This is a genomic window from Pseudomonas sp. EL_65y_Pfl1_R83, assembly GCF_963970695.1.
Classification (GTDB): Bacteria; Pseudomonadota; Gammaproteobacteria; order Pseudomonadales; family Pseudomonadaceae; genus Aquipseudomonas; species Aquipseudomonas tritici.
This window is the reverse complement of sequence record NZ_CAXAQI010000023.1, coordinates 25079-40002: the sequence shown is the minus strand read 5'-3', so window position 1 is coordinate 40002 and position 14924 is coordinate 25079. Positions and strand designations below refer to the sequence as shown.

Genomic DNA, 14924 nt, shown 5'->3' with positions numbered 1-14924 from the left:
CTGTCTTGATTGACGCAGTCGCGGAGCGCTCTGCCAGGTGCTAGGCGGAGCCGCATCAAGCTAAAGGGGCAGAGTTAGTGAGTCAGGAGATCTTAATGATTAACTCCGCCGCACTGCGAGTTTTCCGACCTTTTTCTGCGTAGGGAAAAGGAGAGCTGAAGAACTGCAAGTATCGTACTCAGACGTATGCGGGTCGGTAGGACACTAAGACCCACATAAAACCAGCGACGCCCTGCTGAAGTTTTCGTTATCGGGTCGACAGGCTAGCGATATTGCTTACGCCCAGCCGTTGCTTGCTGAGTCTATGTGCCGAGTACGCGTGACGGCCGACACCTTCCCCGCAAACGCCCTGGATTGCTGTTTGTAGAATATGCTTATAACCCCCACGTGTGACGTAGTTAACGCGACGGGCAGTTAATCTCTCAGCGTAGCACCAAGGAAAGTCTATGCCAGGGTGAGCGAGGCTGTTTGGACGCCATGCCAACTATTGGCAGCAAAATATCATCGAGCGTATCTCTGTTTGGCTGGCAGTGTGATGGAGAGAGCCTACGCATCGTTACGTACTTCGATCAAACCGCGCAAATTACCGGGCGATGGTTCCGTAGAGTTATTCTGCGCTGTGTCTACTGCATTGCGTATCGGGCAGACCCGTGCAACCGATTAGACGCAAGCACCGCCTCGATCGTACAATTCAAATGGCTATAATTCCGGTAGCACGAAGCATTCAGCAAGGTGCTTTAAGACTTTCTGCATATCATCGCTATAATGCGTGAGCTCTGAATTACAGGTTTGTTTGAACGGGGTTCTTCCAGCAAAAGCGAGGTGCTTCCTTCAGACGGCCCAAACACCAGATGCTGAGGGCCTGGCCGGAGCTCACGGGACGTTAAACGGTAGCAGTTGGGTATTGATGGAACCAAGAGTGTCCGGCTGCCTGAGCACTCCTTCGAACGAGGACAAAATCGCGACGTTTAGACTGAGCGTCTCCTTCCCATCACCATGCGGTTGCCTCGGACGACGGTAATTCGCTGTGGGTATGCGTGCGTTGAGTGCACGCATTTCTGTCTGAAGTTGTTGACCAGTTCACTATCGCGCGGCTTTGCCCGCTGTGGGTTTGAGGCAATGCCATTGCTGAAGGAGTATCTGCACAGGGTGACGGAAAGGGGGGGGGGGGGCGATCGCGTGATGGAAAGGTCAGACCGTCGGTTTTTGGTATGCAGTGCCTTTCGTGGTCTAATAATAGATATTTCTCTGTATGATGACATCATGCTGGCTACTTGATATGAGAATTGATTTGAGAGGGATCTAAATGAGTTTGGTGGATTTGGTTGACCTGCAGGTACTAGGTGATGATCGCGGGCAACTGGTTGTTTTAGAAGCACAAAAAAATGTCCCATTTGACATTAAGCGCGTTTATTTTCTAATTGGGACGCAGCCTGGCGTATCTCGCGGTTTTCATGCTCATCGAGAGTTGCAGCAGGCAGCTATCTGCGTCTCGGGCCAATGCCGTATGTTGATGAACGATGGTTTTAAAATTGAAGAAGTTATCTTAAATAGCTCAAGTAAGGCTATATTTATAGATAAGATGATATGGCATGAAATGCATGACTTTTCAGCAGACTGTATTCTTTTGGTTTTAGCCAGTGATTTTTATGATGAGCAAGATTATATTAGAGATTACTCAAAGTTTATAGGTCTTTTAAAATATGCCTAAAATACATGAGCTTGCAGATGTAAAAAGCAGTTATATAGGCGATGGTACGCGTGTTTGGCAGTATAGTGTAATACTTGAAGGCGCGAAGATTGGTAAAGACTGCAATATTTGTGCGCATACCCTAGTGGAAGGTGATGTTGTCATTGGAGATAATGTTACCTTAAAGTCGGGTGTGTATTTATGGGATGGAACTCGGGTAGAGGATAATGTTTTTATAGGGCCTAATGCCACGTTTACCAATGACTCAATGCCTCGTTCCAAAGTATATCCAGAAGAGTTTAAAAGTATTAACTTGAGGTTTGGCGCCAGTATCGGTGCGAACGCGACTATCCTACCGGGGGTTACCATTGGCCGCTTCGCTATGGTCGGTGCGGGGGCTGTGGTGACTAAAGATGTTCCTGATTGTGCAGTAGTGGTCGGAAATCCAGCTAAAATAATTCGGTATTTAAAAGTATGATTAAGTTCTTAGACCTGAAAGCAATCAATCACGATGTCCGGGCTGAGCTGCTAGAGGCGTGCGTTCGCGTTATTGACTCCGGCTGGTATATTGGCGGATTTGAATTGGAGCGCTTTGAGCACGAGTTTGCGGAGTATTGTGGTACTAAATACTGTGTAGGAGTCGCTAACGGTCTAGATGCGTTAAGTTTGACGTTGCGAGCCTGGAAAGAGCTCGGTCTTGTACACGATGGTGACGAGGTAATTGTTCCAGCGAACACTTATATTGCAAGTGTACTGGCTATCACTGAAAACGGTCTCGTTCCAGTTTTAGTTGAGCCCAATCCTACGACTTACAATTTGAATGTTAATGGTATTGAGCAGGCAATTACCTCGAGAACGAAAGTGTTGCTGCCTGTCCATCTTTATGGGTTGCTTTCTGATATGCCCGCTTTGGTATCGTTGGCAAAAAAATACGGATTATTAGTGCTGGAAGATTCCGCGCAATCGCATGGTGCAAGTCACAATGGTAGAAAGGCTGGTGCTTGGGGAGATGCTTCAGGTTTTAGCTTCTATCCAGGAAAAAATTTAGGCGCGCTTGGTGATGCAGGAGCCGTCACGACTAATGATGAGGAGCTAGCTCAAGTGCTGCGTGCTCTTCGAAATTATGGTTCGCACGAGAAGTATCAGAATCTATATCAAGGTGTAAACAGTCGTCTAGATGAGCTGCAGGCTGCAGTGCTGTCTGTAAAACTGAAGTATCTGGATGAGCAGGTTATGCAGCGCCGTGAGATCGTGCAAACTTATTTGAACGGTATTAAGAACTCCCATATAGTATTGCCCCTGCCTGCGGACATTGATGTAATAAAGTTCGAAGAACATGTCTGGCATTTGTTTGTCATTCGAACAGCACATCGTGAGGCGCTTCAAAAACACCTTAAAGATTTAGGGATTCAAACGCTTATTCATTATCCTATTCCTATTCATAAACAAAAAGCTTATGCCGAGATGTCAATGTTGTCTTTGCCCATTACTGAAGCTATTCATGATGAAGTGTTAAGTCTCCCACTAGGTCCTACGTTAACTCTGGAAGAAGCGAAAAAGGTCGTTTCGGCTTGTAATAGCTTTAGTGTCGGCAGCAGCTAATGACTCTGATAAAAACAGGGCTTTTGAATAGTATTGCTGTCGCTATAAAAATGTTGACGCTCTTGGGGATCAACAAGATGCTTGCGGTCTATGTTGGGCCTAACGGCTATGCAGCACTAGGGCAATTTCAGAACGCTATGCAAATGATAACGACGTTTGCAAGTGGCGCTATTAATACCGGAGTAACCAAATATACTGCTGAATATATTGATGATGAAGTAACACAACGCAAGGTGTGGGGGACTGCAGGTACAGTGGCTCTGGTTGGTTCTTTGCTCGGTGCTCTTATTATCGTCGTCTGCAACGAAGCGCTGGCGAAATGGTTTTTGAATAGCAAAGAATATGGTGGGGTATTTATATGCTTCGCCGCCTCGTTGGTGTTTTTTTCATTTAATACTCTTCTGTTGGCCGTTCTGAATGGGAAAAAAGAAATAGCTCGGTATGTGCTCGCTAACATAGCGGGGAGCGTTTTTTCATTTTTAATCACCACATTTATGGCTATAAACTTTGGATTGTATGGTGCTTTAATTGCTCTAGCGGTTTATCAGTCGTTCGCGTTTTTAGTGACGTTCATACTTTGCTATAGGGCACCTTGGTTTAAGGTTTCATATTTTTTCTCGGGCATTGATTCATCTGTCACTGTAAATCTCGGTAAGTATGCTTTGATGGCGTTAACGTCGGCTGCATGCGTTCCTGTAAGTCATATGATTGTACGTGAATACCTCGGCAACAAATTCGGTTTGCAGTCGGCCGGTTATTGGGAGGCGATGTGGCGTTTAAGTGCGGCTTACTTGATGCTTGTAACAACAACGCTGAGTGTATATTACCTTCCGAGATTGTCTGAGTTAAAGCGTGCTGATGAGATTAAAGCTGAGATAATCCAAGGGTATCGTGTAATATTGCCGGTTGCTATTTTTAGTGCTTTAATCATGTACCTGTTAAAAGATTTTATAATTCTTACGTTGTTCACGAAAGAGTTTTTGCCAATGCGTGAATTGTTTGCTTGGCAAATGTTCGGTGACACTTTGAAAATAGGTGGGTGGGTATTGGCTTATCTTATGCTGGGTAAGGCTATGGTGAAGCTATTTATCGTATCTGAGGTGTTTTTTGCTATTGGCTTTGTAGCGTTTACCTGGTGCTTCACCAAAATATTTGGATTTCAGGGGGTTGCAATTGCGCATGCTGTTAATTATTTTTTGTACTGGCTGGTCATGGCTTATTTCGTTTGGCGTAAGCTGATGGGTGACAAGTTGTCTACGGTCAATAAGTTTGGCTATTAGTCTGTTCGAGAGCTTTTTAGTACAAGCCGGGGTGGCATTTAGTGGTGAAGAGGACAGTATTGATTTTAACTCAAGGGCGTTTCGGAGGTACTGATTACCTTCTTGCGCGCCTTAGCGGTTGGTTGAAGCTCGGCCATTTCGATGTCGACGTTCTTACACCTGTTGATACGCCGAAATTTAAGGAATACGATATTGTGTTTCTTCCAACATCCGAGATGAGTCGGCTTTGGCTTTTTTCAGCAAGATTTATAAAGTTTAAACATGTCTGTGTTTGGTGCATGGGGTATGCGGCATTTCGTGGTGCATATCTATCGATTGCTGATGAAGAGTATTCCCAATACATTAGTTCGAAAGGCCCTAAAGCCGCGATAATTAACGCTTTGAAAGACAGGGCTAAGCGTTCGTTGGCTGTGCACCTCGCGAGCGAATCCATAGTATTTACTGATGAGGTTGGGGCATTTGCTGATATTGGTGACTTGGAAGTTCGTCAAAATATACAAGATATAATTTGCCCGATCGTCATAGATAAGAGCCCAGCTATACATTTCGAATATGACGCTCCGAAGAACATTCTACGATTGGGATGGGTTGGTCGCGTTGATATGGATTTCAAGTTTTATGCGTTGGAGCGAGTTATACTTGATATTCGCTCTCTGCGAGAAGGAACGTTAAAACGATACAACAAAATCGTTTTTTATATTGTCGGTGATGGTAACGCTATTGATGCCCTGAAGGAACTTACCTTATCTGACTCAAGTATAGAGTACCGTCTTATTCCTTCAGTTGATAAAGACGAGCTTAGCGGCTTTATTCGTGAGAATATCGATCTAATGTTTGCAATGGGAACGTCATCTTTGGAGGCGGCCAAGAATAAAATTCCCACTGTGGTAGTTCCTCCCAAGGCGCGTAGAGATGACCTTAAGTCTCCTCCATACAGATGGGTTTCACAATCTAAAGGCTACTCGTTAGGTGAGTTGAGTTATGCAGGTATAAAGCCAGTACAGCAATCAAGTTCCATGGATGTTCTAATTAACCAATTTGTCGAAGGTGCTTGTGATATTTCATCCGCTGCTTACGAATACTCTAATTTTTTTGATGCTGAACTAGTTTTTAAAAAGTTATATAGCGCGGCCGAACGAAGTGTGCCTTCCCGTATTTTGTACATTAAGTCCTTTGAGCTTTTTATGGTGAATAAGTTTAAAACAGTCGCCAAAGCTTTGCTGAGGCGCTCTTTATGATATTAGTCAAGCGAAGCGAGTTGGCGTTCGGGTTCTTTTTGCTTTTTAACTTTATCTTGACTGTCTTCCTGATTCTGGCTTTAAGCGAAGAGGGTAGTCACGTAGAGGATTATTTATATAATGCATTTTTAGTGTCTATTACTGCGCTGTTAGGTTTTTTTTGTTTTCAAGGAAATTATAAAAGCCCATTGAACATCGCTTCACTTGTTTCAATTTCGATATTTTTTTTCATGTGGGTTCGCCCATTTTTGACATTGTTTTTTGATAAGGACGTTGTTGAGGCGGGGGTCGTTTTGAGTAGGCGCTCAATTCATGAGTCGGTGCTTATTCTCGCGCTAGGGATTGTATTTATAGTCTCTGGGTATATCTTGGGTGAGCGACTTAGTTTGAAGCTGGTCAGGCGCTTGGTAAAGGTAACAACTCCATCTTTACCTCATCTGATGAATGGCTTTATCATAATTCTAGCGCTATGTAGTGGGTTTTTCTTTTTAGCTAAATCTTATATGTTGGCCCAGCAATATATGGTCGGTGATTATTTTGCAGCATTGGAAAATCCCGAGTTTCACGCCCATATTTTTACATTTTTTATTGCGAAGAACCTGTTGTTATTGTGGGGGATTTTTGGGAAGCACCATAATCGGTTTTTGATTATTTCATTTTTGTGGATGTTTATTGCGCTCGGATTTTTAATGATCGGCCTTCGGGGTTACTTTTTTACATATCTGTTTTTGTTCGTTTTTGTTTATGGGTTGGAACGTCGAATAAATTATTTGTTTCTAATTGCATTGGGTGTAGGGTCTCTAGTTCTTGCTAATGTTTTACTCGAATATAGATTGGGGTTTGAACTTGCAAGCGGTGTTATAGATAGAATCTCTCAAACCCTACATGGGCAGGGCGCGTCTTTTGAGGTTCTGTACGGGGCCGTGAATTTTGATAGCGCGGTGGGTGAATGTTTAAGTTTTACCAGTCAGTCGTTTGGTGTATGTGTTGATCAGGCTCGTAGTATAAATTTTGTTAGTGGCGGGTTTTCTACAAGTTTCTTCGCTGAGGCTTACTATAAAGGATGGTTGTTTTATATATTTTGGTGTCTTCTTCTTGGGTGCTTGGTCCGCTCGCTGGATGGAGTCGTTGCGCTATATAAAGAGGGCAAGGCTGGAGTTAAAAATAGTGGAGCGGTTCTGTTTGTAATTCTTTCAGTTTTGCCAAATCTTGTATATTTTTCTCGTTCAAGTATGTATGAGTTTCTCTTGAAATTTTTACAAGTTGCAATCGTACTAATGGTCGTGGCAATCGTCATGGCGCACGTTAAAAGATCTCGCGGAGTTTTTAGGTGAGCATACATATAAACGTTATGCTTCAGGGTGGCTTGGGCAATCAACTCTTTCAGTTGGCGTGGGCTAGATATGTTGAGTCTGTTTCAGGTCGCACGGTTTCGTATAATAGCAAAATGTTACTCGGTAAGGGTATGCATGGTGGCATACGTTTATCAGATTTGATTGACTTTGATCATGCTCAGTCCTCGGAAAGCTGTATTTTTTTTGAAACCGGATTTTTTGCTAAAGTCTCTCGGTTGATCGTCAGAAAAGCCCATCTGCGAAAAATCGGTAGTTACCTTCTTTATGATTACGATGCGGACACAAAATTTGAAGCGTCATGCAGTGCGATGAATGCAGGTTTTCACTTTGGCTACTTCCAATATGTTCAAAGCGCTCTATATTTTCGAGAAGAACTTTTGTCGCTAATTCGTCAGAAGCATTCTATCTTGCTGGACAAGGCAAGGGATCTTTATTCTACCAGTGTAGGTGTTCATGTGCGTCGGGGTGACTTTTTACTGTCAACGGATCCTCGTCACAAGGTCATGGGTGAAGATTATTATTTTAAAGCAATTAGACATTTTAAAGGACGCCGGTTTGTAGTGTTTACAGATGATAAACAATGGTGCGAGGAAGTTTTTAAAGGCCAAGATTTTGAAATTTGTGGATTGCTCGGCACTGAGGTAAAGCCCGCAATTGCTGATTTTTTAAGTTTGATTTGTTGCAAAGATTATATAATAGGTGCGAGCACGTTCGCTTGGTGGACTGCATTTTTAAGTTTAAGCGACAATCCCGTGGTATATATGCCTTGTACAAATCATCTATTTCAATCGGAATCTAGTAATCGGCTACTTGGCTGGAACTATATTTTGAGCGAGTAATAACTGACGAATTAGGCGCTGAAAATCTAAAGGAGATGGGGGATTTGTCTGTAATCAGGGTTGAAAATCCGCTTGTCCGAATGAGTCTTTCCCAGCATTTAGTGCGATGTTGCCCTATGATTATCGCGTCTCTGCCATCGTGAATTCATATGTTGACAGTCGAGTTCACGGCTGTTGCTCTGGTCTGCATTCGAGGCCATAGCTGATGATTTTCGATGATTGGCGTTAAGCTTGCTGTGGGTTAGCACCGCTGCCTGATTGCCAAAACGAATTACCTAGACTCATGCTTGAAAACTGCCACCATACTTGGATAATGAGCAGTTAAGTAATGTACGTATCCAATTTGCACGTTTCATAAAATTTTCGCAGATGATTGACATTGGGCACGCGCCCCAAATATTTCAAGCTCATCACGCTGTTCGACCTCGTATGCGGCGTCTTAAGCCTCTTCGAAGGTAATCAGAGGACGTATCAATGTTTGTTCCAATTATCATGGCGGGTGGTTCGGGCACTCGCTTGTGGCCTTTGTCTCGGCAGCTTCACCCAAAGCAGTTTCTTCCACTGGTAGACACAAAGTTTTCCATGCTGCAAGCCACAATCAATCGGTTGGCTGGCCTGGACCACGCATCGCCACAGTTAATTTGTAATGAGGAGCATCGGTTTTTGGCTGCGGAACAATTACGCATGCTTGGCCTTGAAGATATTAATATTTTGCTTGAACCATTGGGCCGAAATACGGCTCCGGCGATTGCTCTAGCGGCGCTTCAGGCCACCGCCGACGGCGCTGATCCCCTGCTTCTGGTTTTGGCTGCTGATCACCTCATTCAAGATACTGAAGCCTTCCATGATGGGATACGGAATGCAATGCTATTGGCCGGAGCGGGTAAGCTGGTCTCTTTCGGTATCACACCTACCAGGCCTGAAACTGGCTATGGCTATCTGCGGCAGGGCCCCTCAGTAGGACACGGAGGATTTGAAGTTACTCGTTTTGTTGAGAAACCAGACGCCGAAACTGCGCAGGTTTACCTCGCTGACGGCGGTTATTACTGGAACAGCGGCATGTTCATGTTCAGGGCGAGCCGTTATTTGGAGGAGCTGCAGGCCTATGAGCCCGATATTCTATTTTGGTGTCGTGAGGCCTTGGCAAAGGGGGAGCGTGATATGCATTTCACTCGGGTCGATCGAGAAGCATTCTTACAGTGCCCTGATAACTCCATTGACTACGCGGTTATGGAGAAGACTCAGCAAGCTGTGATGGTTCCACTCGATGCAAACTGGAGCGACATTGGATCATGGGCAGCGTTGTGGGAGGCCGGCACTCGTTCCCAGGACGGCAATTTGCTTATGGGTGATGTGATTTCGGTAGACACGTCAAACAGTTATGTTTATTCGGAAAGCCGCCTGGTGTCCACTGTTGGCATCCATGATCTTGTTATTGTAGAAACCAAAGACGCGGTACTTGTTGCTCATAAAGATCATGTTCAGGATGTAAAAAAAATAGTTGAAAAGCTGAAGGCCGACGGCAGGAAAGAGCACGTATCTCATCGTGAGGTTTATAGGCCCTGGGGAGTCTATGATGCTATTGATAGTGGTTTGCGCTACCAAGTAAAAAGGATTACGGTTAAACCAGGGCACAAACTCTCTGTGCAAATGCATCACCATCGTGCTGAGCATTGGATCGTCGTCAGTGGTACTGCAAAAGTCACAAATGGAGAACGGACCTATCTCGTGACTGAAAACCAATCTACCTACATACCAATAGGTGGTGTCCACGCACTCGAAAATCCCGGTGTCATACCGCTTGAGCTTATTGAGGTGCAATCGGGCTCTTATCTCGGGGAGGATGATATTGTCCGATTTTCGGATCACTACGGGCGGTGTTGAGATGCAGGAGTTAGACGATCAGCAGCGGCCGTTTTTCAGTGTTGTAATGTGTTGCAATCGTGATGATGGTTATATTAATCAGGCAATTGAAAGTGTTTTGGCGCAAAATTTTAGCCGGTTTGAATTTGTAATCGTCTTGAATCGGTGCTCGGATGAGTTATATGAATTTGTTGCCACGTTGAAAGATCCGAGAATTTTACTGTTTCGAACAGAAATAGGTCAGCTATCGTTTAATTTGAATTTTGGCGTCAATAGTGCCATCGGTAAGTACATAGTCAGATTTGATAGTGATGATGTTTGTCATGTTGATCGACTTGCAGAGACGTACAAAATTATTCAACAGAATCCAGGTACGGATATTGTTGCTGGATCTTGCCGAATTATTGATGCTGCCGGTAACGTCGTTGGTTCTCGTGTGATGGGAGAGCAAGATTGGCGCTCAAAAATCACTTACTCAAACCCTTTTGTTCATCCGGCTATCACAATCAAGAAGGATCTTATTCTGTCTGCGAGAGGGTACTTGGGCGGTTTTCAAAGTGAAGATTATGATCTTTGGATACGGTTAGCCAAGCGTGCCGATGTGAAATGCGTATTTACATCATTTCCAATGATTGACTACAGAATTTCCGATTTTCAATCGAAGGGTAGCCGTCAGGCTTACGCCGAAGTTTCTTCATATTTTTTGAGGGAGTTTCTGATTGAGCCTGGTGTTAAGAAGCTCCTAGGTGTATTTTTATCGATATTTAAAGTTTTTTTAAAATCAAAAAAATAGTTTTGGGTTTTAGGGGGTTATATTGAAAACGGTTTTAATTACTGGAGGGGCTGGTTACATTGGTTCTCACACAATTGTTGAATGTATTCAGGTGGGGTACCAGGTGGTGGTGCTCGATGACCTCAGTAATAGTTCAAGTGAAGTGCTGGTTAGAATCAAAAATATTACTGGTATTTGCCCCGTATTCTTTGAGGGGAGTGTCTGCGATGCCGAGTTGCTCACTAAGCTATTCAGCACCTACTCGATTGATTTTGTGATTCATTTCGCAGGCGTCAAAGCCGTAGGGGAAAGCGTTGAAAATCCTTTAAAATATTATAGTAATAACGTGCTTGGTTCGATAGTGCTCTGCCAAGTCATGGCTAGGATGAGTGTTTTTAATTTGGTATTTAGCTCTTCGGCTACGGTGTATGGGCAGTATTGTGAAATGCCACTTCGGGAGGACTCGCGTGGCGCTTCACCCACTAACCCTTATGGGCGCTCCAAATTGATGGTCGAGCAGATGTTGCTTGACTTGGCTCATTCTGACCCTCGATGGGCCATTGCGGTTCTACGTTACTTCAATCCCGTCGGTGCTCACGTAAGCGGATTGATAGGGGAGCATCCCAAGGGCGCGCCTAACAATTTATTCCCTTATATCAGCCAAGTTGCTGTTGGTATACGCTCTTCCGTTTCTGTTTTTGGGAATGATTACCCCACTCCGGATGGTACAGGTATTAGAGATTATATCCACGTAGTGGACCTGGCCAAGGGACATTTGGCAGCGTTAAGCTATCTTCAAAAGCATAGCGGGTGCTTCTTATGGAATTTAGGTACCGGAAAAGGCTATTCAGTATTAGAGGTAATCAACGCTTTCTCCACAATCAGCCAAGTAGATATACCTTTTCAGTATCTTGCGCGTCGGTCCGGGGATTTGGCTGAGTGCTGGTCAGATCCGTCTAAAGCAAAGAGAGACCTGGACTGGGTCGCATCGTTGGATTTGAATGCAATGGTTGTAGATTCTTGGCGTTGGCAAACTCTTAATCCTCATGGTTATGATGAGGAGGAAGAAAAGTGAGAGTTTTATACGTTATCACCCGTTCCGATGTTATTGGGGGGGCGAGCGTTCATCTTCTTGATCTCGCCAATGGCGTTCAAGAAGCAGGGCATGAAGTGGCCATCGTTGTAGGTGGCCACGGTATTTTTATTGAAAAGGCCAGAGAACGGGGGCTTAGATGCATTTCCGCGATACATCTAGTACGCCCCTTAAGCGTTATCAATGATTTTCGCTTTTATTTAGAATTTCGGCGTATTGTGTTGGAGTGGAAACCGAACCTTATTCATGCGCATTCTTCCAAGGCCGGAATAGTGGGACGTTTGGTTGCAAAAACGTTGTCCATACCGTGTGTATTTACAGCGCATGGTTGGGCATTTACCGAAGGCGTTGCCACGTCGCGGCGCATTTTGTATCGTTGTATAGAACGTCTGGTGGCAAATTTTACAGACAAAATTATTACTGTATCTGACTATGATCGTTCTTTGGCGCTGAGGTCAGGCGTGGGCGCGGCAGATTTAATTGTGACGATTCATAATGGGATGCCTTCGGTAACTGAAGAGGATTCTGTTACGGGATCATCTAAGGTAACTCGTCTCATAATGGTCGCTAGATTTGAAGCCCCAAAAGATCATGTGTTTTTGGTTCGTGCCTTGGCGTCATTGCCTCGCAGTGATTGGGCTATGGATTTCGTAGGCGACGGCCCCACTATGCCGGAAGTGAAAAATCTTGTCTCCGAACTAGGTTTGGAAGATAAGTTTTTTTTCGCGGGGGCTTGTTCTGATGTTTCTGAGCGCTTGTCTAAATCTGACGTTTTCTGCCTTATTTCAAATTGGGAGGGGCTGCCATTGACCGTGCTGGAGGCAATGCGTACTGGCTTGCCGGTGATCGCTTCACGTGTAGGTGGCGTTCCAGAGGCAGTGGCACAGCAGGAGACAGGAATATTGGTGGACAAGCATGATCATGATGGCCTGGTGTCCGCACTGAGTACTTTAATCGGCTCGCGGGATTTGCGTTCCAAGATGGGGGTCATGGGTAAATCTAGATTTCTTAGTGATTTTACCTTTGAGTTGATGCTTCAGCGAACGATAAGCGTTTATTCGGACGTGACCAAGGTGTGATATGCGTGTTCTAGTAACCGGAGCCACTGGATTTGTCGGCCGCAGTTTGATTGGTGCGTGCGCAGGTCTTGAAAGTATTGATGTAGTGGCAGCGCTGCGTACCTCTCAGCTTTGCGGCGAGTCTAGCGTGGGCGTTGTAGTCATCGGGGACATCAACGATGAGACTAATTGGAGACCTGCGCTTGCAGGTGTGGACGTAGTTGTTCACTTGGCCGGCCGGGCGCATGTCATGGGCGAGGCCCACTCTGACTCTCTGGCAAGGTTTAGATCTGTGAATGTTGGGGGAACCACCGCGCTTGCCCGACAAGCATGTGAGGCCGGAGTGAAGCGTTTCATCCTGATTAGCTCGATAGGTGTCAATGGTGCTCGAACCATCGATAAACCATTTAGCGAAGTTTCTACCCCAGCACCGCATGCAGCCTATGCCGTTTCCAAACTTGAGGCTGAGCAGGAATTACGTCAGATTGCGGAGGGCTCTGCGATGGAGTGGGTAATTGTGCGGCCCCCACTCGTCTATGGAGCTCAAGCTCCTGGGAACTTCGGGCGACTGCTTAAATTGGTATCATCCAGTCTGCCTTTGCCTCTTGCTTCGGTGAAGAACTCAAGAAGCATGATCTCCCTAGAAAATCTAGTGCATTTTTTGCGCCAATGCATCACTCAGTCATCCGCTGCGAATCAGTTATTTTTGATTTCTGATGGCATAGCGCTGTCTACGCCCGAGATCATTGCGCACCTAGCTGTCGGGATGGGATTGCAGCCCCGTTTGTTTTCTTGTCCGCCGGCGTTGATGCGATGGGGGGCGAGTCTGATTGGCAGGCAGGTTATGTATACACAGTTATGCGAGTCTTTGACGATTGACTCAAGCAAAGCCACCTCTCTGCTTGAATGGGTTCCGCCGCTGCCTCCCGAGCTTGCACTGCAAAAATGTGGTCGCGAGTTCTTGGCGTTAAGGTCATGATGCAAATTAACTTTCTGTAGCTCCAAGGACGTGCCTTTTTATGAGTTTGTGGCTTTTATCTCCTCTCGTTGTCTTTTTGTCCGCATTGTTGACTGTCGGTATCCGCCGGTACGCAATTAGTCGAAGCCTCATCGATGTTCCCAACTCGCGTAGTTCTCACTCGGTTCCCACGCCTACAGGCGGTGGAGTTGCGATAGTGCTGATTTTTTTGCTGTTCGTACCTCTCTTCGGCGTAACCGGGGGGACGGACTGGCAAATGATCTGGTCCCTACTCGGAACTGGTATTGGGGTCGCAGCCCTAGGCTTTCTTGATGATCATGGCCATATTGCCGCTCGCTGGAGGCTAATTGGACATTTCGTATGCGCCTCGTGGGCATTGTACTGGCTGGGTGGGCTACCCCCCCTTGAGTACTGGGGAGGGGTGGTTGATCTGCAATGGTTCGGCGGGATTTTGTCTGCCTTCTATCTTGTGTGGTTGTTGAATTTATATAATTTTATGGATGGTATAGATGGACTCGCAAGCGCAGAAGCTATCTGCACTTGTTTAGGTATTTGTATGATCTACTGGTTGACTGGTTTTACAGGTTTAATCGGGCCACCTTTACTCTTAGCAATGGCGGTCAGCGGGTTCCTTGTCTGGAATTTTCCACCGGCGCGTATATTTATGGGCGATGCAGGTAGCGGGTTTTTGGGAGTAACGATGGGAGTTCTCTCCCTTTATGCTGCTTGGAAAAGTCCGGTCTTTTTGTGGGTCTGGTTGGTTCTGTTGGGCGTATTTGTAGTCGATGCAACGATGACTCTATTTTCTCGCATGTTGCGGGGACATCGTGTGTATGAAGCTCATCGAAGTCATGCTTATCAGCATGCTGCACGCAAAGCTGGTAGTCATTTTTCGGTGACCATGGCAGTTGCCGCTATTAATCTATTTTGGCTATTGCCAATTGCTATCTGTATATCTGTTTTTGCGCTAAACGGCCTACTGGGTGTTATTATCGCTTATCTACCGTTGATGGTTTTAGCTTATAAGTATCGTGCTGGTACAGATTGTTAAATGCCTTGACCGGATTTATCTTTTTTGGATGACAGTCGAGATATCGGCTCAAAGGGAATCATGGCCTTTTATGTTAGAGGCGGGAGCTTAGTAAGGTGCTGGAG

General features: G+C 45.3%; 13 protein-coding genes. All 13 read left to right on the top strand.

Annotated features, from left to right (window positions below):
* Window positions 1-1306: 1306 nt before the first annotated feature.
* The 13 genes from AACY08_RS25255 (at window position 1307) to AACY08_RS25195 (ending at window position 14820) form a co-directional block, all read left to right on the top strand.
* Window positions 1307-1711 (top strand): sugar 3,4-ketoisomerase, encoded by a 405-nt coding sequence (locus AACY08_RS25255; protein WP_339471888.1) that lies wholly within the window; start codon window positions 1307-1309, stop codon window positions 1709-1711.
* Window positions 1704-2168: an acyltransferase gene (locus AACY08_RS25250; protein ID WP_339471886.1), complete on the top strand. Its 465-nt coding sequence runs from the start codon at window positions 1704-1706 to the stop codon at window positions 2166-2168. Before AACY08_RS25255 ends, AACY08_RS25250 begins: the two co-directional genes overlap by 8 nt.
* Window positions 2165-3292: a DegT/DnrJ/EryC1/StrS family aminotransferase gene (locus tag AACY08_RS25245; protein WP_339471884.1), complete on the top strand. Its 1128-nt coding sequence runs from the start codon at window positions 2165-2167 to the stop codon at window positions 3290-3292. The genes AACY08_RS25250 and AACY08_RS25245 overlap by 4 nt, the downstream gene beginning before the upstream one ends.
* The gene (locus AACY08_RS25240) at window positions 3292-4572 is read left to right on the top strand and encodes an O-antigen translocase (RefSeq protein WP_339471882.1); all 1281 of its coding nucleotides are present in this window, start codon (window positions 3292-3294) and stop codon (window positions 4570-4572) included. Before AACY08_RS25245 ends, AACY08_RS25240 begins: the two co-directional genes overlap by 1 nt.
* A gap of 59 nt (window positions 4573-4631) precedes the next feature.
* Window positions 4632-5810 (top strand): hypothetical protein, encoded by a 1179-nt coding sequence (locus AACY08_RS25235; RefSeq protein ID WP_339471880.1) that lies wholly within the window; start codon window positions 4632-4634, stop codon window positions 5808-5810.
* Complete coding sequence (gene wzy, locus AACY08_RS25230) at window positions 5807-7144, top strand: O-antigen polysaccharide polymerase Wzy (protein WP_339471878.1); 1338 nt, start codon at window positions 5807-5809, stop codon at window positions 7142-7144. Before AACY08_RS25235 ends, wzy begins: the two co-directional genes overlap by 4 nt.
* Window positions 7141-8004 carry an alpha-1,2-fucosyltransferase gene (locus tag AACY08_RS25225; protein WP_339471876.1) on the top strand — a complete coding sequence of 288 codons (864 nt, stop codon included), beginning with the start codon at window positions 7141-7143 and terminating at the stop codon, window positions 8002-8004. Before wzy ends, AACY08_RS25225 begins: the two co-directional genes overlap by 4 nt.
* Before the next feature lie 474 nt (window positions 8005-8478).
* Window positions 8479-9888: a mannose-1-phosphate guanylyltransferase/mannose-6-phosphate isomerase gene (locus AACY08_RS25220; RefSeq protein WP_339471874.1), complete on the top strand. Its 1410-nt coding sequence runs from the start codon at window positions 8479-8481 to the stop codon at window positions 9886-9888.
* Entirely contained in the window at window positions 9854-10660 is an 807-nt protein-coding gene (locus tag AACY08_RS25215) for a glycosyltransferase (protein WP_339471872.1), read from the top strand. The genes AACY08_RS25220 and AACY08_RS25215 overlap by 35 nt, the downstream gene beginning before the upstream one ends.
* Before the next feature lie 19 nt (window positions 10661-10679).
* Window positions 10680-11714, top strand: a complete 1035-nt coding sequence (gene galE / locus AACY08_RS25210; protein WP_339471937.1) for a UDP-glucose 4-epimerase GalE — start codon at window positions 10680-10682, stop codon at window positions 11712-11714.
* Entirely contained in the window at window positions 11711-12811 is a 1101-nt protein-coding gene (locus AACY08_RS25205) for a glycosyltransferase family 4 protein (RefSeq protein ID WP_339471870.1), read from the top strand. Before galE ends, AACY08_RS25205 begins: the two co-directional genes overlap by 4 nt.
* A gap of 1 nt (window position 12812) precedes the next feature.
* Window positions 12813-13769 (top strand): NAD-dependent epimerase/dehydratase family protein, encoded by a 957-nt coding sequence (locus tag AACY08_RS25200; RefSeq protein WP_339471868.1) that lies wholly within the window; start codon window positions 12813-12815, stop codon window positions 13767-13769.
* 40 nt (window positions 13770-13809) lie between these two features.
* Window positions 13810-14820, top strand: a complete 1011-nt coding sequence (locus AACY08_RS25195) for an MraY family glycosyltransferase (protein ID WP_339471866.1) — start codon at window positions 13810-13812, stop codon at window positions 14818-14820.
* Window positions 14821-14924: the final 104 nt, after the last annotated feature.